This window comes from Pantoea sp. Lu_F5_004 (assembly GCF_051136245.1).
Classification (GTDB): Bacteria; Pseudomonadota; Gammaproteobacteria; order Enterobacterales; family Enterobacteriaceae; genus Pantoea; species Pantoea agglomerans.
In genome coordinates, this window is sequence record NZ_CP194946.1 from 2,677,859 (window position 1) to 2,701,481 (window position 23,623).

18 protein-coding genes are annotated in these 23,623 nt (G+C 56.4%); 7 read left to right on the plus strand and 11 right to left on the minus strand.

Translation table 11 applies throughout. The features are described from left to right. Positions 1 to 2 precede the first annotated feature (2 nt). Positions 3 to 794, plus strand: coding sequence for an aliphatic sulfonate ABC transporter permease SsuC (ssuC, locus tag ACR8BN_RS12485; RefSeq protein ID WP_010254987.1), 792 nt, complete (start codon positions 3 to 5; stop codon positions 792 to 794). After that, on the plus strand, positions 791 to 1,579 hold the full coding sequence (gene ssuB, locus ACR8BN_RS12490; RefSeq protein ID WP_010254985.1) for an aliphatic sulfonates ABC transporter ATP-binding protein: 789 nt from the start codon (positions 791 to 793) through the stop codon (positions 1,577 to 1,579). The genes ssuC and ssuB overlap by 4 nt, the downstream gene beginning before the upstream one ends. A 37-nt stretch (positions 1,580 to 1,616) precedes the next feature. Here the strand turns inward: ssuB and pepN are convergent, their stop codons facing one another. Beyond that, on the minus strand, positions 1,617 to 4,232 hold the full coding sequence (gene pepN, locus ACR8BN_RS12495) for an aminopeptidase N (RefSeq protein ID WP_033766848.1): 2,616 nt from the start codon (positions 4,230 to 4,232) through the stop codon (positions 1,617 to 1,619). Positions 4,233 to 4,475: 243 nt separating this feature from the next. Between pepN and pncB the strand changes: the two genes are divergently transcribed. The 4 genes from pncB (at position 4,476) to ACR8BN_RS12515 (ending at position 10,084) form a co-directional block, all read left to right on the plus strand. Then, positions 4,476 to 5,681 (plus strand): nicotinate phosphoribosyltransferase, encoded by a 1,206-nt coding sequence (gene pncB / locus ACR8BN_RS12500; RefSeq protein WP_279852024.1) that lies wholly within the window; start codon positions 4,476 to 4,478, stop codon positions 5,679 to 5,681. A 156-nt stretch (positions 5,682 to 5,837) separates the two neighbouring features. Further along, a complete protein-coding gene (gene asnS, locus ACR8BN_RS12505; protein ID WP_010254981.1) occupies positions 5,838 to 7,238 on the plus strand; it encodes an asparagine--tRNA ligase in 1,401 nt (466 codons plus the stop codon). Between the two features lie 300 nt (positions 7,239 to 7,538). Further along, a complete protein-coding gene (gene ompF, locus ACR8BN_RS12510) occupies positions 7,539 to 8,660 on the plus strand; it encodes a porin OmpF (protein ID WP_060679873.1) in 1,122 nt (373 codons plus the stop codon). A 233-nt stretch (positions 8,661 to 8,893) separates the two neighbouring features. Then, positions 8,894 to 10,084 (plus strand): amino acid aminotransferase, encoded by a 1,191-nt coding sequence (locus ACR8BN_RS12515; RefSeq protein WP_235764916.1) that lies wholly within the window; start codon positions 8,894 to 8,896, stop codon positions 10,082 to 10,084. A 42-nt stretch (positions 10,085 to 10,126) separates the two neighbouring features. Here the strand turns inward: ACR8BN_RS12515 and ACR8BN_RS12520 are convergent, their stop codons facing one another. The 7 genes from ACR8BN_RS12520 to cmoM form a co-directional block, all read right to left on the minus strand. Then, complete coding sequence (locus tag ACR8BN_RS12520) at positions 10,127 to 10,756, minus strand: MBL fold metallo-hydrolase (protein WP_235764915.1); 630 nt, start codon at positions 10,754 to 10,756, stop codon at positions 10,127 to 10,129. 39 nt (positions 10,757 to 10,795) lie between these two features. Further along, positions 10,796 to 11,344 (minus strand): YcbK family protein, encoded by a 549-nt coding sequence (locus ACR8BN_RS12525; RefSeq protein WP_010254972.1) that lies wholly within the window; start codon positions 11,342 to 11,344, stop codon positions 10,796 to 10,798. 185 nt (positions 11,345 to 11,529) lie between these two features. Then, a complete protein-coding gene (gene ldtD / locus ACR8BN_RS12530) occupies positions 11,530 to 13,341 on the minus strand; it encodes a L,D-transpeptidase (RefSeq protein WP_434746981.1) in 1,812 nt (603 codons plus the stop codon). Between the two features lie 147 nt (positions 13,342 to 13,488). Further along, positions 13,489 to 17,976, minus strand: a complete 4,488-nt coding sequence (mukB, locus tag ACR8BN_RS12535) for a chromosome partition protein MukB (RefSeq protein ID WP_434746982.1) — start codon at positions 17,974 to 17,976, stop codon at positions 13,489 to 13,491. Then, positions 17,973 to 18,698 carry a chromosome partition protein MukE gene (gene mukE / locus ACR8BN_RS12540; protein ID WP_022625940.1) on the minus strand — a complete coding sequence of 242 codons (726 nt, stop codon included), beginning with the start codon at positions 18,696 to 18,698 and terminating at the stop codon, positions 17,973 to 17,975. Before mukE ends, mukB begins: the two co-directional genes overlap by 4 nt. Then, positions 18,679 to 20,001, minus strand: coding sequence for a chromosome partition protein MukF (mukF, locus tag ACR8BN_RS12545; protein WP_003849384.1), 1,323 nt, complete (start codon positions 19,999 to 20,001; stop codon positions 18,679 to 18,681). Before mukF ends, mukE begins: the two co-directional genes overlap by 20 nt. Then, positions 19,998 to 20,783, minus strand: a complete 786-nt coding sequence (gene cmoM / locus ACR8BN_RS12550) for a tRNA uridine 5-oxyacetic acid(34) methyltransferase CmoM (protein ID WP_031594104.1) — start codon at positions 20,781 to 20,783, stop codon at positions 19,998 to 20,000. Before cmoM ends, mukF begins: the two co-directional genes overlap by 4 nt. Positions 20,784 to 20,908: 125 nt before the next feature. On the opposite strand from cmoM, the gene elyC reads away from it, so the two are divergent. Continuing rightward, entirely contained in the window at positions 20,909 to 21,694 is a 786-nt protein-coding gene (elyC, locus tag ACR8BN_RS12555) for an envelope biogenesis factor ElyC (RefSeq protein WP_083068550.1), read from the plus strand. Here elyC and ACR8BN_RS12560 read toward each other — a convergent pair. From ACR8BN_RS12560 to ACR8BN_RS12570, 3 genes are all read right to left on the minus strand, one after another. After that, a complete protein-coding gene (locus ACR8BN_RS12560) occupies positions 21,674 to 22,567 on the minus strand; it encodes a fructosamine kinase family protein (RefSeq protein ID WP_163657189.1) in 894 nt (297 codons plus the stop codon). The two genes, elyC and ACR8BN_RS12560, sit on opposite strands and share 21 nt — an antisense overlap. A 111-nt stretch (positions 22,568 to 22,678) precedes the next feature. After that, complete coding sequence (gene kdsB, locus ACR8BN_RS12565) at positions 22,679 to 23,428, minus strand: 3-deoxy-manno-octulosonate cytidylyltransferase (RefSeq protein WP_010254955.1); 750 nt, start codon at positions 23,426 to 23,428, stop codon at positions 22,679 to 22,681. Continuing rightward, entirely contained in the window at positions 23,425 to 23,607 is a 183-nt protein-coding gene (locus ACR8BN_RS12570; protein ID WP_003849374.1) for a Trm112 family protein, read from the minus strand. Before ACR8BN_RS12570 ends, kdsB begins: the two co-directional genes overlap by 4 nt. Positions 23,608 to 23,623 lie beyond the last annotated feature (16 nt).

Below are 23,623 nucleotides of genomic sequence, written 5' to 3' on the forward strand. Positions count from 1 at the left end.
TGATGACCAGAACCCGAAAACGCCTTGCTGATACGCTGGTGCCCTGGCTGCTGCCGACGCTGCTGGTGGTGGTGTGGCAGATTGCCTCGCAAACCGGCTGGTTGTCGACCCGCATTCTGCCCGCACCGGAGAAAATTGTGACCACCTTCTGGCAGCTGACCGCCAGTGGTGAACTCTGGCAGCACCTGGCGATCAGTAGCTGGCGGGCGCTGATCGGCTTCAGTATCGGCGGCTCTATCGGCCTGCTGCTCGGGCTGATTACCGGCACCTCCAGAACCGGTGAACGACTGCTGGATACCTCGGTACAGATGCTGCGCAATGTGCCGCATCTGGCGCTGATCCCGCTGGTGATCCTCTGGTTCGGTATCGATGAGTCCGCCAAGATCTTTCTGGTGGCACTGGGGACGCTGTTCCCGATCTACCTGAATACCTATCACGGCATCCGCAACATCGATCGCGGGCTGGTTGAGATGGCGCGCAGCTATGGCCTTTCCGGCTGGAGCCTGTTTATCCAGGTGATCCTGCCAGGCGCGCTGCCCAATATCATGGTCGGCGTGCGTTTCGCGCTGGGCCTGATGTGGCTGACGCTGATTGTCGCAGAGACCATCTCTGCCAACGCGGGTATCGGCTATCTGGCCATGAACGCGCGTGAATTCCTGCAGACCGATGTGGTGGTGGTCGCCATTATTCTTTACGCCCTGCTCGGCAAACTGGCGGATGTCGCCGCGTTGTTGCTTGAACGTGTCTGGCTGCGCTGGCATCCCGCTTATCAACTGAAGGAGGAGAACGCATGAGCCAGACTCTCTCACCGGCGCGCCTCAACACCGGTACCCCGGTTGGCGTTAACGGCGTCAGCAAACAGTATGGCAGCCGCACCATTCTCAATAAGATTGACCTGCATATTCCCTCAGGTCAGTTTGTGGCGGTGGTGGGTCGCAGCGGCTGTGGTAAAAGCACGCTGCTGCGCCTGCTGGCCGGTCTCGAACAGAGCTCCAGCGGTGAACTGCTGGCAGGCAACGCGCCGCTGCAGTCGGCTCGTGAAGATACCCGCCTGATGTTTCAGGATGCGCGACTGCTGCCGTGGAAAAAAGTGATTGATAACGTCGGGCTGGGTCTGCGTGGACGCGAATGGCGCAGCGCGGCGCTGGATGCGCTGGCGGCGGTAGGCCTCGCCGATCGGGCTGATGAGTGGCCAGCCGCCCTCTCCGGCGGCCAGAAACAGCGCGTCGCACTGGCCAGGGCGCTGATCCACCGGCCCGGTTTACTGCTGCTGGATGAACCGCTGGGGGCGCTGGATGCCCTGACACGCATTGAAATGCAGGGATTAATTGAGTCACTGTGGCAGCAGCATCACTTTACCGTGCTGCTGGTTACGCATGATGTCAGTGAAGCGGTGGTGATGGCAGATCGCGTGCTGTTGATCGAAGAGGGTCAGATCGGGCTGGATCTGCTGGTGGATCTGCCCCGTCCCCGCCGTCGCGGATCGGCGCGGCTGGCCGAGCTGGAAGCTGAGGTACTGGATCGGGTCATGCAGCGTACGGAGCGACCGCAGCCGGTTCGTTACGCGCAGCAGCGCTGAAAAAGGGGAGTGTCTCAGACGCTCCCCTTTTTAATTATCAGGCGTTCAGTGCCCGGGTAATTTTCTCGTAGAGGTCGCCAGAGAGTTTATCCAGCTCCAGCAGCTGCTCCAGTGCCTGGCGCATCATCGCCTGACGGCCTTCATCATAACGTTTCAGGCGAATCAGCGGCTCCACCATCCGTGCCGCAACCTGCGGATTGCGGGTGTTGAGGTCGGTAAGCATCTCCACCAGGAACTTATAACCGCTGCCATCTTTAGCATGGAAAGCGGCAGGGTTAGCCGAGGCAAAGGCACCCACCAGCGAGCGAACACGGTTCGGATTACTCATGGTGAAGGAGCGATGATTCAGAAGCTGACGCACGTTGCGCATCACGTTAGCGGCCGGACTGGTCGCCTGCAGCACAAACCATTTGTCCATCACCAGACCATCCTGATGCCAGCGCTCATCGTAAGCTGCCAGCAGCGCATCACGGCACGGTAACTGTGCCGCAACAGCAGCAGAAAGCGCCGCCAGCGCATCGGTCATGTTGGTCGCCTGGTGATACTGCGTCTGCACCAGTTTATCCGCCAGCTGCGCATCGCTGAAGGCGAGATAGGTCAGGCAGATATTTTTCAGGCTGCGCTGACCAATCGCGTCATGCTCCACGCGGTATTCAGGCTGCTGATTGGCGTTGTAGATCGCAAAAAACTCATCGGCCAGTTCGCGTGCCAGCGTGCGTTGCAGCGCGTCGCGCACCAGCGCAATCGCCTGCGGATCGATAGTATCAAACAGCTCGGCAATCTCATTTTCCGACGGCAGCGTCAGGATCAGCGCGGTCAACGCCGGGTCGCAGTCGGTATCCAGCAGCACCGCGCGGAAGGCATCGGCCACATGCAGCGGCAGTGACAGATGCTGACCCTGCTGATAGCGGGCGACATTCAGACGGATATAGGTCGCCAGCAGGCTCTGAGCCGCATCCCAGCGGGAGAAGTCGTTGCGTGCATGACGCATCAGGAAGGTGAGCTGAGCATCACTCCATTTGTAATCAAGCTTCACCGGGGCAGAGAATTCGCGCAGCAGCGACGGCACCGGCTGGAAGTAGACATTATCGAAAATAAAGGTCTGGAACTCCTCGGTGACATTCAGCACATGATGTACCGGATGACCATTATTCTGCAGCGGGATTACCTTGCCTTCGCCATCGTAGAGTTCAATATCCAGCGGGATATGCAGCGGCAGCTTCTCTTTCTGATCGGCAGTCGCAGGCGTGTGCTGCGTGACGTGCAGCGTATACTGCTCCAGCTCCGGGTTGTAATCGTCACGCACCGTCAGCACTGGCGTACCGGACTGGCTGTACCAGCGGCGGAACTGCGACAGGTCAACATTCGAGGCATCTTCCATCGCCTGAACAAAATCATCACAGGTGGCGGCGCTGCCGTCGTGGCGATCAAAATAGAGCTTCATGCCCTTCTGGAAGTTCTCTTCACCCAGCAGGGTGTGCATCATACGGATCACTTCTGACCCTTTTTCATACACCGTCAGGGTATAGAAGTTGTTCATCTCGATGACCTGATCCGGACGGATCGGGTGTGCCATCGGGCTGGCATCTTCGGCGAACTGCGCACCGCGTACGATACGCACGTTATCAATGCGGTTCACCGCGCGTGAACCCAGATCAGAGCTGAACTCCTGATCGCGGAACACCGTCAGTCCCTCTTTCAGGCTGAGCTGGAACCAGTCGCGGCAGGTCACGCGGTTACCGGTCCAGTTATGGAAATATTCGTGACCGATAACCGCTTCAATGCCCAGGTAATCTTTGTCCGTCGCCGTTTCCGCTTTAGCCAGCACATATTTGGCATTGAAGACGTTAAGGCCTTTGTTCTCCATGGCACCCATGTTGAAGAAGTCCACCGCCACGATCATAAAGATGTCGAGGTCATACTCCAGACCGAAACGCTCTTCATCCCACTTCATGCTGTTTTTCAGCGAGGTCATCGCCCAGTCGGCACGGTCGAGGTTACCGCGATCGACGAAGATCTCCAGCGCCACATCACGTCCTGAACGGGTAGTGAAGCTGTCGCGCAGCACGTCGAAATCGCCCGCCACCAGCGCAAACAGGTAGCAGGGTTTCGGGAACGGATCCTGCCACTTCACCCAGCTGCGACCCTGCTCATCCCGGCCGCTGTCAATGCGGTTACCGTTGGAGAGCAGGAATGGATAGCGTTCACCATCGGCATAAATGGTAGTGGTAAAGCGCGCCAGCACGTCGGGGCGATCGAGATACCAGGTAATATGACGGAAGCCTTCAGCCTCACATTGGGTGCAGAGCGCCTCGCCCGATTTGTACAGCCCTTCCAGCGCGGTGTTCTGATCCGGGTGAATATCGTTAATAATTTTCAGGGTGAAGCTTTCCGGCAGCTGGCTGATGACCAGTGCGCCCTCTTCTTCACGGAAGGCCGTCCAGGCTTGCCCGTCGACCTCCAGCGCAATCAGCGTTAACGCTTCGCCGTCCAGTCGCAGCTCAGCCTGGCTGTCGCCCAGTCGTTTAACCTGGCTGATGGCCGTTACGCGGGTGGTGGACGCATCCAGTTCAAAAGTTAAATCGATATCGGTGATGGTGTACTCAGGCGCACGGTAGTCGTGGCGATACTTGATTTGGGGCTGTTGCGTCATATTGCGTCTCGCGTTGTTATAAGTTTACCGGCAAAGTCTAAGCTTGTTACTACAAGCTTGCCACGCACAATGCACCTAAAGGGTGAAATGGCTACACTTTGTTAACAATGGCACAGATTGGCCTCGACCCGCCCGACTGAAATATGCTGTGATCGGCTTCAGATAGTGAATTATACTTTTGCGTCTTTATGACTGTGTACAACACCGGGCTCTGCGCCACCGAACAGGATGCTGAAACGCGCCATGACAGGACATGCTTCCCCGATACTGACCTCGCTGCTGGATACGGACGCCTATAAGCTCCATATGCAGCAGGCCGTTTTCCACCGCTATCATGACATAACGGTGGCGGCGGAGTTTCGCTGCCGCGGCGACGAACTGCTGGGTCTCTACGCTGACGAAATTCGTGACGCGATAACCGCAATGCAACACCTGGCGCTGACTGATGATGAAGCGACCTGGTTGTCTCACCTTCCCTTCTTCCGGCAGGATTACCTCAGCTGGTTACGCCAGTTCCGCTATAACCCGGATCAGGTTGAGGTGCGCAATCATCATGGCAAGCTGGAACTCCGTATTCAGGGGCCGTGGCGAGAAGTGATCATGTGGGAGGTGCCGCTGCTGGCGCTGATCAGTGAGATTGTGCATCGTCATCGCACGCCGCAGGTCACTACTCAGCAGGCACTTGACCACTTACATCAGAAACTCGGCGACTTTAAAGGCCAGGTTGCTGACCTTGATATGTCACGCTTCCGCCTGATGGATTTCGGCACCCGTCGTCGCTATTCGCAGGATGTGCAGCAGTCGATCGTCTCAACGCTGAAACAGGAATTTCCGTGGCTGATTGGCACCAGTAACTATGATCTGGCGCGCCGTCTGTCACTGACGCCGGTGGGAACACAGGCGCACGAGTGGTTCCAGGCCTTCCAGCAGATCAGTCCGGTACTGGCCAACAGCCAGCGCGCGGCGCTGCAGGCGTGGCTGGATGAGTATGACGATAAGCTGGGCATCGCCCTGACCGATTGCATCGCCATGGACGCCTTTCTGCGCGATTTCGGCCCGGTGTTTGCCCGCCGCTACCAGGGACTGCGCCACGACTCCGGCGATCCGGTCGAATGGGGCGAGAAAGCGCTCGCTCACTACCAGAAGCTGGGTATCGATCCGCAAAGCAAACACTTGGTCTTTTCTGACAACCTGAATCTCGACAAAGCGCTGGCGCTTTACCGCCACTTTGGCCAGCGGACTAACGTCGTGTTCGGCATCGGTACCCGCCTCACCTGCGATATTCCGGGCGTGACGCCACTTAACATCGTTATCAAACTGGTGCAGTGCAATGGCAAGCCGGTGGCGAAACTCTCAGACAGCCCGGGCAAAACTATCTGCCAGGATAAAGCCTTTGTCAGAGCCCTGCGTAAAGCTTTTGATCTGCCGCTGGTGAAAAAAGCGAGTTAATCCTCTTCTTATCGGGGCGTTGATACGCCCCGCCTCTGCTGTAATAAATCTGCTTTCCCCCTGAATTTTGCTTGTTTCCTGAAGACTCGCAAGTAACATAGCAAAACCCCGGATGGGGCAACTTTTTACTCACTTCTTCTATATAGAGAGATATTTATGAGCGTAGTGCCTGTAGCGGACGTACTGCACGGTCGCGTCGCGGTTGACAGTGAAGTCACCGTACGTGGTTGGGTGCGTACCCGAAGAGATTCCAAAGCCGGTCTTTCCTTCATCGCTGTCTATGACGGCTCCTGCTTTAATCCCGTTCAGGCTGTCGTCAATAATTCTCTGAATAATTATCAGGATGAAGTGCTGCGTCTGACCACGGGCTGTTCCGTTATCGTCACCGGTAAAGTGGTGGCCTCGCCGGGTCAGGGCCAGGCGTTTGAGATTCAGGCGACCAGCCTTGAAGTCGTGGGCTGGGTGGAAGATCCCGACAGCTACCCGATGGCGGCGAAACGCCACAGTATCGAGTATCTGCGCGAAGTGGCTCACCTGCGTCCGCGCACCAACCTGATTGGCGCGGTCGCCCGCGTTCGCCACACCCTGGCGCAGGCGCTGCATCGCTTCTTCCATGAAAATGGCTATTTCTGGGTCTCGACGCCGCTGATTACCGCCTCCGATACCGAAGGTGCCGGCGAAATGTTCCGTGTCTCTACGCTGGATATGGAAAACCTGCCGCGTAACGATCAGGGCAAAGTTGACTTCAGCGAAGATTTCTTTGGTAAAGAGGCATTCCTGACCGTTTCAGGTCAGCTGAATGGCGAAACCTATGCCAGCGCCCTGTCGAAGATCTACACCTTTGGTCCGACGTTCCGCGCAGAGAACTCCAACACCAGCCGCCATCTGGCGGAATTCTGGATGCTGGAGCCGGAAATCGCTTTTGCCTCACTGGATGATGCCGCTGCACTGGCCGAATCAATGCTGAAGTATGTCTTCAACGCGGTGCTGGAAGAGCGTGCCGATGACATGGCCTTCTTTGCTGAGCGGGTAGATAAAGAGGCGGTTGAGCGCCTGCAGCGTTTCATCACCACCGATTTCGCGCAGGTGGATTACACCGATGCGGTTGAGATCCTGATGAACTGCGGTCAGACCTTCGAAAACCCGGTCTCATGGGGTATTGACCTCTCCTCTGAGCATGAGCGTTACCTGGCCGAGAAACACTTTAAAGCGCCGGTGGTGGTGAAAAACTATCCGAAAGACATTAAAGCGTTCTATATGCGCCTGAATGACGATGGCAAAACCGTGGCGGCGATGGATGTTCTGGCGCCAGGCATTGGTGAGATCATTGGCGGTTCACAGCGTGAAGAACGTCTGGATGTCCTGGACGCGCGTCTGGAAGAGATGGGTCTGAATAAAGAAGATTACTGGTGGTATCGTGACCTGCGTCGCTACGGTACCGTGCCACATTCTGGCTTTGGATTAGGCTTTGAACGTTTAATCGCCTATGTCACAGGCGTACAAAATGTCAGGGACGTAATCCCCTTCCCGCGCACCCCACGCAACGCGAGTTTCTGATATTCGGCATTAAATATAAGAAATTCATATATATAACGAGGTCGGCACTGCCGGCCTTTTTTTATTTTTGTAAATTTTGAGTTCTCTCACAAAGTTCCGTTTTTTTTACATTTTGTAATACATATTTTCTTACTGAAACAAGATTACGAGTTTAGTAGCATTTAAGCGCTAGAATTACGGCGGGTGGGATGGAAAGATGCGTGCAGACACAGGAAGACACCAAACTTCGTTCAGGGTTCTGTAAAGATTTCCTGACGGCAGTGGCAGGTGTACAAATAACTCCAATGAGGGTAATGAATAATGATGAAGCGCAATATTCTTGCAGTGGTTATCCCTGCTCTGTTAGTAGCTGGCGCAGCAAACGCTGCAGAAATCTATAACAAAGACGGCAACAAACTGGACCTGTACGGTAAAGTGGATGCGCGTCACCAATTCTCTGATAGCGCTGGTGATGATGGCGATGAGTCTTATGTGCGCTTCGGCTTCAAAGGCGAAACCCAGATTAATGACCAACTGACCGGTTACGGCCAGTGGGAATATAATATTCAGGCGAACAACTCTGAAGGTTCTGACGCACAAGACGACAACAAGACCCGTCTGGGCTTTGCCGGTCTGAAATTCGGCGATGCAGGCTCAATCGACTACGGTCGTAACTACGGTCTGGTTTACGATGCAATCGGCTGGACTGATATGCTGCCAGTATTTGGTGGCGACTGGGGCAGCTCAGACAACTTCATGAACGGTCGTAGCACTGGCCTGCTGACCTACCGCAACACCAACTTCTTCGGACTGGTTGATGGCTGGGACTTTGCAGCTCAGTATCAGGGCAAAAACGATCGCGACGGTAACAATGACGGTGTGCGTCGTTCTAACGGCGACGGCTGGGCCGTATCATCTTCATATACCGCACCAATCGGTGTAGGCATCGTGGGTGCATACAGCAGCAGCGACCGTACTAATGCACAGGCGGCAGGTGTTACCGATGTTAATGGTAACGTAGTCGGTCAGGGCAAACGTGCTGAGAGCTGGGCAACCGCTCTTAAATATGATGCAAACAACGTCTACCTGGCAGCGCTCTACGGTGAAGGCCGTAACTCTAGCCTTATCGGCGTCAATGTAGCTAACTCTACCGACAAGGCTACTGCTTATGCTAACAAAAGCCAGACTATTGAGTTAGTTGCACAGTACCAGTTTGACTTCGGTCTGCGTCCATCCGTTGCCTACGTGCAGCAGAAAGGCAAAGATATCGAAGGTGTGGGCGATGCTGACCTGTACAAATATTTTGACATCGGCGCGACTTACTACTTCAACAAAAACATGTCTACCTATGTTGATTACAAAATCAACCAGCTGGATGACAACAACCCGCTGGGTCTGAACACAGACGACGTGGTTGGTGTAGGCCTGGTTTACCAGTTCTAATCCTGCTTAAAACATGTTTAAAAACGGGGCTAAGGCCCCGTTTTTTTATGGCTGCTATTCCCGACAGGTGCGTTTTCCCTCGCGCCGTTACCCCGCTTTAGTCACTGCCTTTCCCCGTCGCGCAATCCACCCTGCAAAATGTATGAATTTGTCTCGCAAACGGTTGGCATTTGTCTGGCCGGACGCTAACCTGAGAGCTCTTTTGCTTAAGTTCACGCTAATGGACCTGACACATGTTTGAATCGATCTCTGCTGCACCCGCCGATCCTATTCTTGGGCTGGCCGATCTGTTTCGTGCTGACGACCGCCCGGAAAAAATAAACCTGGGTATTGGCGTCTATAAAGACGAAACCGGCAAGACCCCGGTGCTGACCAGTGTTAAAAAAGCTGAGCAATATCTGCTGGAAAATGAAACCACCAAAAACTATCTCAGCATTGATGGTCTGGCTGATTTCGCCCGCTGCACGCAGGCCCTGCTGTTCGGCAACCAGAGTCCGCTAATCACCGCTGGCCGCGCTCGCACGGCTCAGACACCGGGTGGTACCGGTGCGCTACGCGTTGCAGCCGATTTCCTCGCCACGCAAACATCGGTGAAGCGGGTCTGGATCAGCAATCCGAGCTGGCCGAATCACAACAACGTGTTCAATGCTGCCGGTCTTGAAGTCTGTGAATACCACTATTATGACGCTGCAAACCATACGCTCGATTTCGATGGTATGCTGGCGTCACTGAAACAGGTTCAGCCAGGCGACGTGGTGCTGTTCCACGGCTGCTGCCATAACCCGACCGGTATCGACCCGACCGCCGAGCAGTGGCAACAGCTGGCGCAGCTGTCACAGGCCAATGGCTGGCTGCCGTTGTTCGACTTCGCTTACCAGGGTTTTGCCCGTGGTCTGGAGGAAGATGCAGAAGGCCTGCGTATTTTTGCCGCCTCGCATCAGGAACTGATCGTTGCCAGCTCTTACTCCAAGAATTTCGGCCTGTATAACGAGCGTGTCGGTGCCATCACACTGGTTGCCGCCGATGCGAGCGTGGCAGATACCGCGTTCAGCCAGGTGAAGTACACCATCCGCGCGAACTACTCCAATCCGCCGGCACATGGCGCCGCCATCGTCGCCACCATTCTGGGCAACGATACCCTGCGTACCATCTGGGAGCAGGAGCTGTCGGATATGCGTCAGCGCATCCAGCGCATGCGCCAGCTCTTCGTAAATACCCTGGCGGAAAAAGGCGCACAGCGCGACTTCAGCTTTATTATTAAGCAGAACGGCATGTTCTCGTTCAGTGGCTTAACCAAAGACCAGGTCATTCGCCTGCGTGAGGAGTTTGGCGTCTACGCGGTGAACTCAGGTCGGGTGAATGTGGCGGGCATGACGCCAGACAATATGTCGGCGCTGTGCGAAGCGATTGTCACCGTACTGTAAGCAGGAAGAGTGAACAGAAAAATGGGCCTGCTGGCCCATTTTTTATTGCAGAAAAGGATTGCTGATGCGTTCATGCCCCAGAGTGGAAATCGGGCCGTGACCGGGTAGAAAAGTGACATCATCGCCCAGCGGCAGCAGTTTCATGCGGATAGCATCGATTAACTGCTGATGATCGCCCTGCGGGAAGTCTGTGCGTCCCACACCACCATTAAAAATCACGTCGCCTGAGATCAGTAACCGTCCTGGACGATCAAAGAACACCACATGTCCAGGTGAATGGCCCGGACAGTGCAGGACTTCCAGCGTGGTCAGCCCTACCTGTACGCTCTCCCCCTCTTCCAGCCAGCGATCGGGAGTAAAAGGCGCACACTCATCAAGCCCGAACATCCGGCTCTGGGTAGGCAGCGCCTCCAGCCAGAATGCATCACGCTTTTGTGGTCCGACAATCGGAATCTGCCAGAAGGCAGCCAGCTCAACGGCGGCCCCGACGTGATCAAGGTGTCCATGAGTCAGCAGAATCCGGGAAGGTTTAAGTCTGAGCTGTTCCAGCGTCTCTTTGATCAGATCGGCATCGCCGCCTGGATCGACCAGCGCGGCTTCACGAGTGGACTCGCACCAGATAACTGAACAGTTCTGGGCAAACGCGGTAACAGGAATAATGTGGTAATTCATAACGCTCCATGACCGGCTCACGCAGCGTTGCCGGTGTCATTACCAGTGCCTGATCGGCCCGGTATCAATATGTACAAAGTTACTGCGGGGATAATATCCTACACCACCCGCACGCAGAGATAACGCCGCTTTGCGTACATTGGCCAGAGAAACCCCTTCGATATGAAAATCCATTGCCTGGCCTTTGGTGTGATAGCTGTGCTTTGCCACCCCAGGACCGCTCTCACGTAACATGTTGTTGGTTGCCAGTGAACGGTAGCCCGAAACCAGCTGTATCGGTTTACGCATTCCCAGCAGCGCCTGCAGGCGGAAGATTTGATCAAACAGGTGTGGATCGATGCTTTTCACTTTATTGGCGCGATAGTCCCGGAAAAAGTGATTTAATCGTGACAACTCATCCTTGTCGTAACTCTTACCATTAAAAAACTCAGTTTTAAGGGTTTCACCGGTGTGAAGATTATTAAGCATCAATACACGCGGGCGAGAGGTAGAAAGCGAGGCCCTTGCAGAAGCGGGTAATAATGCCAGACCGGCGGCGGCGCTACCGCACAACAGTAGTTTGCGACGAAAAGAATCAATAGTAGACATGTAACGATTTACCTGAGAGTGAAGCCATAGAAATGTGCAAAAAGCGCACAGCCCGAACCATAACTTTCTCTCAGTGGAGCGTCAACCCATCTGCAATCTCTTTGCGTGACGATCCCGCGAGGGATCGTCATTTGATAAGATTTATGTGAGTAACCTGCGCGCCGCTAACGATTTAAAATCAATCACTAGAGCAGCAGTTGCTCAGCCCGACTCAGTGCCTGACTGCCCGAACGGGCGGTGTCATCATAATTGTAAATATCTGTGCGGAACTGTGGTTTGCCATCATCAGCGACCCACGCCGTCAGATAATAGAGATTGACCGGGATGCGATGGCGGATGGGCACGTAGCGGGTGTCACCCTCTTTTAACGTGCTGGAGATGCGGGCATCGTTCCAGCCAGCATCCTGCAGTAATAAACCTGCCAGTTCAGACGCTTTATTTACCCGGACGCACCCTGAGCTGAGCGCGCGGATATCACGCTGGAACAGGTTGTGGTTCGGCGTGTCGTGCAGATAGATCGCATCTGAGCTGGGCATATTAAATTTATAGCGGCCCAGCGCATTCGCCACACCCGGTGCCTGAATCAACCGATAGGGGAACGATGAAGCGGTGACCATGCGCCAGTCGATCATGCTGGGATCGATCACTTCAGCATCAGCGCTCCAGCCCGACAACAGGGTATAACCGTGCTTGTAGAGATAGGTTGGATCCTGCTTCACTTTAGGAATGATATCTTTACGCACCAGCGTGGTTGGCACATTCCACGGCGGGTTCAGCACCACATTATTGAGCGCGCTGCGCATCAACGGCGTTTTGCGATCGGGACGCCCGACGATGACCCTGGATGAGAGGATCTTGTTGCCGTTGTTGTAATAAATCAGCGAGTAGTTGGCGATGTTCACCATAATGCCGTTGTGCATATCGTCCGGCAGCAGGCGCAGTCGCTGAATGTTCAGCGCCAGCAATGAAGCACGCATCTGCGGAGAGACGTTAAGCCACTGCCGCGTTCTGGCACCGATAGCACCGTCGCCATCCAGTCCCTGCCACTGCTGGAAACGCTTCACACCCGCCACCAGCGTCTCGTCATAGACATTGGCGGTATTCCCTTCCAGCGTCTCACTCTGAACGTTACCCGGCGATTGCAGTGACGGCGCAGACAGATCGGTGACTGGCGCGGCGGAAGGGCTGACCGCAACCGGCTGGTCGCTGTGGGTCACTGGTGAGGCGGCCACCGGCACCGCATCGTCATCCGGTGCCGGCGCATTAACCTGCGCCGTTAACATGCCGCTGCGCTGCAGGATTTCACGCAGCGCCGGAACATCGTCACTGACCTGTCCCGGACGCAGTGTTTCACTGCTTTTCAACTGCGGCCAGGGCTGCTTATCGCCTAGCAGGGTTTTCAGCGCGGCGTGCATCGGCTGATACTGCGGGTGCTGCGGCTGCAGTGACGCAATAAACGTGTTGCCTGAACCTGCATTGACCGCGTTCTGCCACTGATTCACGACCGCCACCGACGGCTGCGTCAGCCGGTAGGGAACATTGCTGTAAAGCCAGGTTTCACCCTGCGTCGGCACATTCGAAACAAATTGCAGATAGCCCAGCATCGCATCGGACAGCGCGACATCCCGGGCAAAGCCGGTGATCGCCGGGTTAGTCAGACGCTCAATCCAGCGCGTGAACTGTGGCTGAACGCCGGAAAGCGCCACTTCAGCCAGCTGTTGCTGAAATTTTTGCACCGCCTGGGGATCCTGCCAGAGCGGTTGCATATGGCGGGATGCATAGAGCGTCGCCAGCGGTGCCAGATAAAACGGCTGATCGGCGCTGGAAAACGCCTGCCGGATGCGTTGCTGACTTTCGGAGACGGAGGTGGCCGCCTGCGTTGTCCCGGGCAAAGCGGCGATGACAGCGGCCTGCGGTAGCGTAAATGGAACAACCGTTAGCGCCAGCGCTAACAATGATAGAACGCGATGATGATTTAATTTTTTTACCAGCAACATCCCTGCCCCCTTGTTTTTCAACTTCGCAGTGTTCCCTGTATCCACTGCGACCGCGCTATGACTCATCATGTGAGTATACAAACAAAAACGGCATTTGCCTCATGCGACAAATGCCGTAACCAGATTAACGAATGGTTCAGTTTTTGACTACGTTTCCGCCTGCGAATTTTCAGCGGTTAAATCGGGCAGCGCATCTGTGTCGCTTCCCGCCCGCACCGGCGAAGGATCGGCAGCAAAACCACGCAGACCGACCACATGCACATGCTCGGTGTTATTAAACACCTTACGCACCAGTTTGTAGGTCGTGCCTTTTTCCGGACTGATATTCTCCGGCGCTGCAATCACCAGCTGCATCTCCAGTCGCTCACACAGTTCGAACAGCGTGGCGATGGAGCGGGCATCCAGACGGGCCGCTTCATCAAGGAACAGCAGTCGGCATGGCGAAATATCTTTGCCGCGCAGACGACGGGACTCTTCTTCCCAGCTCTGCACTACCATCACCAGAATGGACATACCGGTACCGATCGCTTCACCGGTTGAGAGCGCCCCGCTCTCTGCGCGCAGCCAGCCATCGGAACCGCGGTTGACTTCCACTTCCATCTCCAGATAGTTGCGGTAGTCCAGCAGCTCCTCACCGATGGTCTGCGGCGTACGCTGCCCCATATCAATGTGCGGATTAAGACGCTGATAGAGCTTCGCCAGCGCCTCCGAGAAGGTCAGCCGATTGCTGTTAAAGAGATCCTGATGCTGCTCGTGCTCTTCCGACAGCGTATCCAGCAGCATGGCGTGGGTTTCACGCACGTTCACGTTGAGCCGCACGCTGCGTACCTGACCAAAGCTGACGGTCTGCAGACCCTGGTTTAGCTGGCGGATGCGATTCTGTTCACGCTGGATCGTTTTACGGATGATGTTGGCCGCACTGCGCGAACTGATTGCCAGCATCTGCTCACGCGCCGTCAGCTCTTCCGTCAGACGGTTCAGTTCGATTTCCATCTGCTCAATCGCTTCGACCGGATCGTCTGTACGAATAATATCCTGACGAATACGCTCGCGCAGATGCTGATAAACCGCAATAAAGAACTGAATTTTACGTTCCGGACGTTTTGGATCTTCCGACAGCCGCAGCACGTCGCGCAGATGTTCGTTGTCTGCTACCGCCAGACGCAGCGCACCCAGCGCTTTATCCGACATAGAGCGCAGCTCATCGCCGCTCAGGTAGGCCAGTTCACGACGATGCAGACGACGCTCAACGCCATTCTCTTTCACCAGACGCAGTACGGTACACCAGCCCGCTTTGGCGCTGACCACCTGTTCGCGTACCTGATGATACTGACGCTCCAGCTGACGCAGTCGCTTCTGCAGGTTATCCATCTCCGCTTCGCAGAAGGTGAGCTGTTTCTCCAGCTGATTGCGGCGGGCGCGGTTATGACTCAGTGCCGTGTAGAGTTCGTCACGGCGAACACGCGCGCGTTCTTCCGCGCTGCTGTCAGCCTGGACGCCAATATCCTGCATCTCCTGCTGCAGCTCTTTCAGCATGTCGCGTTTGGCGTCATAGGCGCTTTTCAGCGAGGCCAGCACCTGAGAGTATTGCGTCAGCTGCGCCTGATGTTCACGCAGGCGATCACGACTGCGGCTGCGTTCGCCCTCAGCCTGCTCCAGACGCTGACGCAGCTTATCGCTGAGGTCGTTGTTGCCATTGAGCATGCTGGCCGAGTCGTCGTAGCTGAAGTGAGCGCGACGCTGCACCACCTCTGTCAGGGCAAAGGCCTGCTGACGGGCGTTGCGCTGCTGCTGCTGCGCCTGCTGATAATCCGCCTGTAACTGCTCATGCTGTTCCGGATCGCTCTGCAACACGGCGATAATCGGTTCCAGTTTCGCCAGCTTAGCGCCATGCTGATGCAGGAAGCGCGCCGCTTCCTGTGCGGCATCGACCTGCTCGCGGATCTCTTCACAGCGATCGCCCAGCGTGTCGTCCAGCAGCAGATTGACGCGTGGCAGCAGCCGGTTTAACTGTGACGCGCCCTCTTTGGCCAGCTCATACTGCTGACGCTGCTGCTGATTGTTGCTCTCATGCTGATTCAGCGCCCGCTCCAGCTCACCCCGGCGCGCGCCGAGCTGACGGATCTGCGCTTCCGGATCGGCGTCAAAGGCGACGGCCAGATGACTGCCGATAAAGCGGCTGAATGACTGATGCAGACGCTGCGTTTTCTGCACGTCGAACGACAGCGTGGCGTAGCGTTCGGCCAGCTTATCGCGCTCAAGGTGAAGCAGCTCCAGCTGATTCTCACGCGCCGCGCGGCCAAACAGCGGTATTTTCGGGAAGCGGGAGTAGCGCCACTGACGCTCCGCCACCTTCACCACCACTGCATTCTGCAGTTCATCGACGCTGAAGACGCTGTCATCGAACGACTGCGGATCACCCTCGATCAGGTAGAGATCTTCCGGACACTCTTCCAGACCATCCAGCAACTCACGAACGCGGGAGAGATCCGGCACCACAATCGCATGACGCGACGGACCGTAGAGCGCCGAGAAGTACGGCGCATCATCCAGCGTCACATCATCGTAAATCTCTGACAGCAACACGCCGCCAAACCGTTCGGCAAGCTGGGTCAGGCGCGCATCTTCCGCACCGCCTGGCTGGCTAAGACGTTCAATCTGCCGCTCGATATCACGTTTTTGAGCGGCCACTTCGTCGCGCTCGACGGTTGTTTCACGCTCACGCTCCAGCAGCTGCTGCATATATTCGGTCACGTCCTGGCTGCTGTTCAGCGCCTGGCCGGTCTGCTCGCTAAGCTGGGTCAGGATCTCCTGCGCCGCCAGCCAGTGTGGCGCACGGGCGGTCAGGCTGGTGATGCGTTCACGCAGCTGCTCCAGCTCCTGGCGCATCATCATGCGCTGCTCACCGGCGTCGGAGACGCTGCTGTTCAGCTGTTCAATCTGTGCTTCAAGCTCCTGCTGCAGGCCTGCCAGCGCATCTGCTTCATAATGCTGCCCCTGACGCTTGCAGAATTCCGCCAGCAGACGCTCCGCCTCATGCTGTTCGCGCAGACGCTGTTCCAGCTCATTGAGACGCAGACGCAGCGAAGAGAGCTGTTCGGCGTGATGACGCTGGTTGCTGGCATCACGCAGCAGTTCGCGGCCGGTTTGCCAGGCGTCCTGACGGGTCACGTCACCGGCAATGCTGGTCACCAGTGCCAGCGCCTGTTCAAACTGACTGTGCGCCGCTTCCGCTACGCTCAGCTTCTGCTCCAGGCGCAGCAACCGTTCTGTCGCCTCTTCCTCTTTGGCCTGGAAGCTTTCCTGCCATTCAGCCGCATTTTCAATGCTCAGATCGGGCAGCTGGCAGAGCGTGCGGGCGCGCTCCAGCGCCTGCAATGCCTGCTGATACTGGATGGCGCGGGTTTGCTGCACGTCGAGCGCCTGCTGGAAATCGGCCAGCTGACTTTTCAGCTCATCCACTTCCAGCTCAGCCGCTTCGGCACGCGCTTCATTCTCTTCCTGAATTTCACGCGCTTCTGCGACCACTTCGGTCTGCTCTTCCAGCCGCAGCGTCAGATCTTCGATATCCGCATCGTAGCGCTCAATCTTCTCCTGCTGACGCATCGCCGTCTGTACCAGATTCAGGTGATCGCTGGCAGCCTGATAATCGACTTCAAGATCGTTTTCTGCACCACTGTGCTCAGCCAGTTCGCGCGCCATCTCAACATGACGATACTGCTCGGTGGCGAGCTGCTTACGGCTGCTGAACAGCTCGCTGCGCAGCTGTAACGCGCTGTCGAGGTGTCCCCGACGCTCGTTGGCGTGGCGCATATAGTCAGCCGAAACGTAGCTGGTCGCCTCGGAGATCAGATGCTTGAAGAGATCGCGGTCAGACTGGGTAACGCGGATCGCCTCCAGCGTCATGCGGTTCTCGCGCAGCGCGGCCTCCATATCCTGGAACGCTTTGCGCACGCCACTGTTTTCTGGCAGCAGGTAATCACGCAGCGATCGGGTGATGGCGCTGGAGATACCGCCATACAGCGAGGCTTCAATCAGACGATAAAACTTGCTGCGATCGCTGGCAGAGCGCAGACGACGCGGCACCACGCCAAGATCAAACAGCATGGCGTGATAATCGGTGACGGAGTTATAGGCGCGGAACTGCACGCCTTCCTGCGCCTCAACCCGCTCTTTGACTTCGTTCAGCGGTAATACGCGTGCCTGACGGCTGTTGAGCACTTCCGTCAGCATATCGGTTGGGTTGGTGTCGGTGGGCAGGCCATGGATACTGAATGGCTTGATATCGACCTTTTTATCACGTCCGGCGACCTGTTGCAGACGGACACCGACCACGACACGCTGATGGCGTGAGTTCACCACATCGAGCATGGAGTAGCAGACGCCGGCCCGCAGTTTACCGTGCAGACCCTTGTCACGGGATCCTGAAGTCGCGCCCGCTTCGGTGGTGTTACGGAAATGCAGCAGCGTTAAATCGGGGATTAGCGCGGTGACAAATGCCGCCATCGTGGTGGACTTACCCGCACCGTTACCGCCTGACAGCGTGGTCACTAATTCATCAAGATCAAAGGTACGGGCAAAAAAGCCGTTCCAGTTGATCAGCGTAAGCGAACGAAACTTTCCGCGCTCAATCATGCCTGTTCTTCCTCTGCGTTCTCACTCGCGTCACCTTCCTGCCCTTCACCTTCATCGGTGTCGACCGGTGCTGTCGCGTTTTCCAGTAGCATGGCTTCGCCATCACGAATCAGACGAAGCTGCGCTTCACGGGCATCATCACCGCCGCGCACGTCGGCACCAAAGCGGAACACCGATTCCGTGATGCGGAACTTGCTGCTGTCGTTGCCGAAAAACCACACCATGCCAAGGCGACGCAGGCGGCTCAGAGAGGCGCGCACTTTCTCCTGCAGTTTGGTGCGATCCAGATCCGAACCGGTTGAACGCTGGTTGACCAGCTTCAGCAGGCGGTTCTCATCGGCCAGAGAGAGCAGTTCGTCGTACAGCTCCTGCTGGGTGAAGATACCTTCATTGGCCAGTCGTTCCGGGCTGAGATAGAGATAGCAGAGAATCTTCCCGACCATCATGTCCAGTTCAGAGAGCACGGAACGCGGAATCAGCGTGGTTGAACGCGGACGCAGATAGAAAAAGCCTTCCGGCGCACGAATTAACTCAACGTTGTAGCGGCTGTAAAACTCTTCGAGAAACGACTGGTAGTCCATCAGAAAAGCGTGATTATCCAGCTCTTCGATACCGATATGGCGTCCGGCGCGTAACTGGCTGTCCAGCGCGGGAAAAATCGGGTTGGCCAGTGCCTGTGCCAGCTTAACCGGCATCACTTGTTCAATATTTGTCGATGACATGTGCCTGCACCTTGGCTCCGTAATCATTGATGGCTTGCCATTCCACAGGCAAACCGGCTAAATCAGCTTCCGCTACGCCAAGGCGCACCGCCTGATCCACCACAATACGCGCCAGATCGAAATGGCGGGCTCGGGGATACTGGGCAAGGTAGTCGCGCATCACTGACGCGAGGTTGAGCGGTTTTTGTTGCGATTTGTAGACCTGCAGCGCTTCTTCAATCATCGCTGCCAGCTGTTCGCGGATTTCGTTGATCTCTTCGTACTCCATCTCCGGCGGCAGTTCGCCCATCACTTCATCGTTACGCAGCGTCAGCGCCTCATCACGCATGTCATACAGGCGGTCGGCGTTGGCATAGGTCAGCGCCCAGGGCGCGTCGAAGTAATTCTGCACCGATACCCGCAGGCGCTGCGCAAAGACGCGGTTTTTATCCATGTCGATGGCGGTACGAATAAATTTATGGACGTGGCGGTCATAGCCGATCCACAGGTCAATCGCCTGCTGGCCCCAGCTGGTAATACGGTCGAGTTTGCTTTGCAGATCAAACACCAGCTTATCGACGAAGCCCAGATCGGGACTGTCCAGCGTGGCATCCTGAATGCGCAGCAGATTTTCCTGAAGTTTGTCGCCTGCGGCTTCCAGCGTATCCTGCAGTTCACGCAGCGTCCCTGAGGTTTCAGAAAGCAGCATTTCACAGCTGGAGATGGCCGCACGCCAGTCTTTATTCAGCAGTTCGGCGATATCATTTTTAACCGCCTGCTGCTGTTCATCCATCAGACGCTGGGTCATATCGATGCTGTCGAAGATCTCCGCCACGGAATATTTCAGCGGCGCGAAAACATTGCGGTGCCAGTGAAACTCATCGCCGTTTTCCTGCGCGGCATCGGCTGCCCGCTTAAGCTCATTGGCCACAATCGACAGCTGCATCGACAGGCGCAGGGTCGAGAACTCACGCTGACGGATGTAATAGTCGGTGATGCCGATCGCCAGCGGCGTCAGGCGATAGATGGCATTGCCTTCCGTGAGTTCACTGGTAAAACGGTTGAGCAGGCGCTGTCGCACCATGTCGTTGATGGCGTTGTTGGCACGAACCAACACGGTTTCATGGGTTTGTTCGAAAGCTTTACTGACGTGACGGAAAGCATCAATCAGATCGCCTTCGCTCATTTCGCCATCCATCCGCTCACCGTTGAGGGTGGCGATAGCCAGCAAAAAGGCCAGACGTTCCACTGGCAGCGCAAGGGAAAAGTCATTTTTGCGCGCCCAGGAGACCAGTTCAGGTACCGTCTGGGAAAATTCACTCATAATTCGTCCTTCTGCCCGGGTTTACGCGCGGTCACGTGGATGTAGCGCCCTAAGCTCAAAAAGGGTTCCTGACGGCAGTAACGCCGCTCCATCTCAATAATTTCGTCGTCGCTTTTTGGCTCGCCCTTCGGCGGCTTCATGTAGTCGCTGAACACCCGGATCCCGGCACGCTGCTCAATCACAAAGCCACACGCTTCCAGCCAGCGATAGACCTGCTCGGGGTCGCGCGGATAGTCAGGCGACAGCGTTCGCTTTTTGCGTTTGGTCAGGTTGGTGCGCAGATAGCCAAAGTTACCCAGCGTTAAGGTGCGCAATGTCAGGCCGTGCAGATTGTAAAACATCAGCGACATGACGCCCCCCGGACGCAGCAGATCGAACAGCGCTTTCAGCACCTTCTCCGGTTCAGCGACCCACTCAAGCACAGCGTGGAACAATACCAGATCCACCGGCTTATCCAAATGTTCACCCACCTGCTGAGCGCTAATTTGTCTGAATTGCATGTTGTGGCTCACACCCTGCGCCGCCGCATTTTCCGCGGCCCGGCGCAGCATCTCGCTGGAAAGGTCGCACAGCAGAACCTGATGGCCCTGCGCAGCAAGCCCGCTGGAGACCTGACCGACACCGCCGCCAGCATCCAGCACCGACAGCGGGTGCGGTGACAGACCGGGCACTATCTTCTCCAGCTCATCCCAGAGGATGGCCTGGCGTATCTTCCCTTTAGTGGTGCCGTAAATATTTTGCGAAAATTTATCCGCGAGATCGTCAAAGTTACGATCCTGCATGGCATGCGCTCCGGTATGCTGCGGTGAGACTTGTGCTATTTTGTCACAGGCACCAGAAGAATGAACCTTTCATCCCCATCTTCCCTTCCGGGTGCTCTATTTTCGGACAACAGGACTCTTTTTTGATGTTATTTACCCTTAAAAAAGTTATCGGCGGGCTGCTTTTACCCCTGCCGTTTCTGCTTTTGCTGATGGCGCTTGGCATTTTACTGCTTTGGTTTACTGGCTGGCAGAAAAGCGGCAAAACCGTGATCACCGTCAGTTGGCTGTTACTGCTGCTGCTGAGCCTGCAACCGCTGGCCGATCGTCTGCTTTTGCCGCTGGATAGCCGCTATCCGACCTGGAACGGATCAGAGAAGGTGGACTACATTGTGGTGCTGGGTGGAGGCTACACCTTTAACCCGGCGTGGGCACCCAGCTCGAACCTGCTGAATAACAGTCTGCCGCGCGTGGCAGAAGGCGTTCGTCAGTGGCAGCGGAATCCGCAGTCGACCCTGATTTTTACCGGCGCAGCGGGCGGCACCAATCCAAAGAGTAGCGCCTGGGTAGCGGCACAGGTGGCGGAAAGTCTGGGCATACCCCGCGAACATATTCAGATTCTCGACCAGCCCCGTGACACCGCGGATGAAGCGCAGGCAGTTAAAACCGTGGTGGGCGATCGCCCGTTTCTGCTGGTCACATCCGCGAATCATATGCCGCGGGCAATACGCTTTTTCCACGCTGTCGGGTTGAAGCCGATGGCCGCTCCCGCGAATCAGCTGGCGATTACGTCACCGCTGAATGGATGGGAACGGGCGATACCCTCATCGATCTGGCTGAGTCACAGCGAACGTGCGGTTTACGAAACGCTTGGCACACTATTGCAACAGCTGAAAGGCGAGGAATCGGACTCAGCCGAGCCAGGGAAGTAATTGCGTGCATGCATGGTCAAAACGCGGACGATTAAACGTGCCGGTCTGTACCAGATGATCAATGCAGTCCCACAGTTGATAAACCCACCGACGCCAGACAAAACCTTCTGAAACCGGCGCCCGTTGCAGGTAGCTGTGCAACAGCGCCGTTTCGGCAGGCGAGGTATCCAGATGGATAAGATCGTATTCACGGGGTGCCCAGAGGATGGTGCCCGGCTGTGTCATCGCGATTAACTGGTCACTGCGGCTATCTTTCAGCATGCTCTGCAACTGCACGTTGCCGTGAACCATCACACAGGGATCGTCGAAACCGCGAAACAGATGCGTCAGTCGCGCCCGGCAGCGAAACAGAATCTGGCGATCTTCCAGCGTAAAGGCTGGCGGACGCAGATAGCTCAGGGTCGCCCATAGCACCTCAACCCGTTGTGCATACCAGGCAGGCCAGCTGTTCTGCTGCGTGCTGTCCACTGTACCGACCAGGCCATGGCTGTCGAGCCGGTGCCAGGCCAGCACTCCCTCGACCACCTGTTCGCAAAACTGCTGCCAGCGCTGAGCATCCCGCGCAGGTGCCTCCGCCGTCACTCCATTCAGTCGCGCCAGCAGGAGCATTTCATGGACCGGCGGCTGCTGGCTCATCACCAGACCATAGACTGCCGGCACGGCGATCAGTCCGGCCTGGCCCAGCAGCGCCAGCTTTCTGGCTTCCATCGCCGCCCGGCCCTGATGACGAAAATATTTCGCCACCACCGGCATGGGGCGCCCGTCCCGATCGTATAACGCATAAAGCCGGGTGGGTGGATGTTCACTGATCATTTCGAGGCGGCTGATGGTTTCACCCAGCGCCAGCGTGAGTTCCGATTTAAGCTGTTCCATGCGGCATCCTCCTCAGATGAGTATCACAATATCCTGAAGGAAGTGTTGGAGATAAGTTTAGCGGCGGATCAAGAACGTTGCGCTGAAACGGGGAGACAGGCTCCCCATTTGTCAGGCCTGCATGGCATCACGAACGCGTTGCAAATCGTCTGGCGTATCCACACCCACACTGGGAATGGTTTTCGCGACGGCGACATGAATTTTTTCGCCGTACCATAAAACACGCAGTTGCTCGAGCAGCTCAATCTGTTCCAGAGGACAAGGCGCCCAGGCGACATAGCGGCGAATAAAACCAGCACGGTAGGCGTAGATGCCAATGTGGCGCAGCAGCGTATCACCGATCTGCTCGCGCGATGCGGCGTACCGTTCACGATCCCAGGGGATGGTCGCCCGTGAAAAATAGAGCGCGTAGCCATTCACATCCATGACGACTTTCACCGCATTCGGATTAAAGGCTTCTTCCACATCGGTGATCGGCACCGCCAGCGTCGCCATCCCGGCCGCCGACCCCGCCAGATTGGTCGCCACCTGACGCACAATCTCGGCCGGAATCATCGGCTCGTCGCCCTGCACGTTTACGATGATTTCATCATCGGCAAACTGATATTTTTCGATCACTTCCGCAAGCCGCTCAGTGCCAGACTGGTGATCGGCGCGCGTCATGCAGACTTCGCCGCCTGCCGCTTCCACTGCCTGCGCCACGTCGGGATGATCGGTGGCAACAATGACCCGGCTGGCACCCGATTCACGGGCCCGCTCCATTACATGCACGACCATCGGTTTACCGTGGATATCGAGCAGCGGCTTGCCGGGTAAGCGGGTTGACGCATAACGCGCAGGAATGATAGCGGTGAAACTCATGGATGAATCTCTTCAACTGACAGCGTGCGGGCTTCTGTTTCCAGCAGCACCGGAATGCCGTCCCGGACCGGGAAGGCCAGGCCGTCGGGTTTGCAGATCAGCTCCTGTTGAGCATTGTTGAAGTAGAGTTTGCCATTGCAAACCGGGCAGGCAACGATTTCGAGTAAACGATGATCCATATGTCCTCCATCAGGG

Coding starts and splice junctions, on each gene's coding strand:
- ssuC (WP_010254987.1), top strand. CDS start 3: ATGACCAGAACCCGAAAACGCCTTGCTGATACGCTGGTGCCCTGGCTG.
- ssuB (WP_010254985.1), top strand. CDS start 791: ATGAGCCAGACTCTCTCACCGGCGCGCCTCAACACCGGTACCCCGGTT.
- pepN (WP_033766848.1), bottom strand. CDS start 4,232: ATGACGCAACAGCCCCAAATCAAGTATCGCCACGACTACCGTGCGCCT.
- pncB (WP_279852024.1), top strand. CDS start 4,476: ATGACAGGACATGCTTCCCCGATACTGACCTCGCTGCTGGATACGGAC.
- asnS (WP_010254981.1), top strand. CDS start 5,838: ATGAGCGTAGTGCCTGTAGCGGACGTACTGCACGGTCGCGTCGCGGTT.
- ompF (WP_060679873.1), top strand. CDS start 7,539: ATGATGAAGCGCAATATTCTTGCAGTGGTTATCCCTGCTCTGTTAGTA.
- ACR8BN_RS12515 (WP_235764916.1), top strand. CDS start 8,894: ATGTTTGAATCGATCTCTGCTGCACCCGCCGATCCTATTCTTGGGCTG.
- ACR8BN_RS12520 (WP_235764915.1), bottom strand. CDS start 10,756: ATGAATTACCACATTATTCCTGTTACCGCGTTTGCCCAGAACTGTTCA.
- ACR8BN_RS12525 (WP_010254972.1), bottom strand. CDS start 11,344: ATGTCTACTATTGATTCTTTTCGTCGCAAACTACTGTTGTGCGGTAGC.
- ldtD (WP_434746981.1), bottom strand. CDS start 13,341: ATGTTGCTGGTAAAAAAATTAAATCATCATCGCGTTCTATCATTGTTA.
- mukB (WP_434746982.1), bottom strand. CDS start 17,976: ATGATTGAGCGCGGAAAGTTTCGTTCGCTTACGCTGATCAACTGGAAC.
- mukE (WP_022625940.1), bottom strand. CDS start 18,698: ATGTCATCGACAAATATTGAACAAGTGATGCCGGTTAAGCTGGCACAG.
- mukF (WP_003849384.1), bottom strand. CDS start 20,001: ATGAGTGAATTTTCCCAGACGGTACCTGAACTGGTCTCCTGGGCGCGC.
- cmoM (WP_031594104.1), bottom strand. CDS start 20,783: ATGCAGGATCGTAACTTTGACGATCTCGCGGATAAATTTTCGCAAAAT.
- elyC (WP_083068550.1), top strand. CDS start 20,909: ATGTTATTTACCCTTAAAAAAGTTATCGGCGGGCTGCTTTTACCCCTG.
- ACR8BN_RS12560 (WP_163657189.1), bottom strand. CDS start 22,567: ATGGAACAGCTTAAATCGGAACTCACGCTGGCGCTGGGTGAAACCATC.
- kdsB (WP_010254955.1), bottom strand. CDS start 23,428: ATGAGTTTCACCGCTATCATTCCTGCGCGTTATGCGTCAACCCGCTTA.
- ACR8BN_RS12570 (WP_003849374.1), bottom strand. CDS start 23,607: ATGGATCATCGTTTACTCGAAATCGTTGCCTGCCCGGTTTGCAATGGC.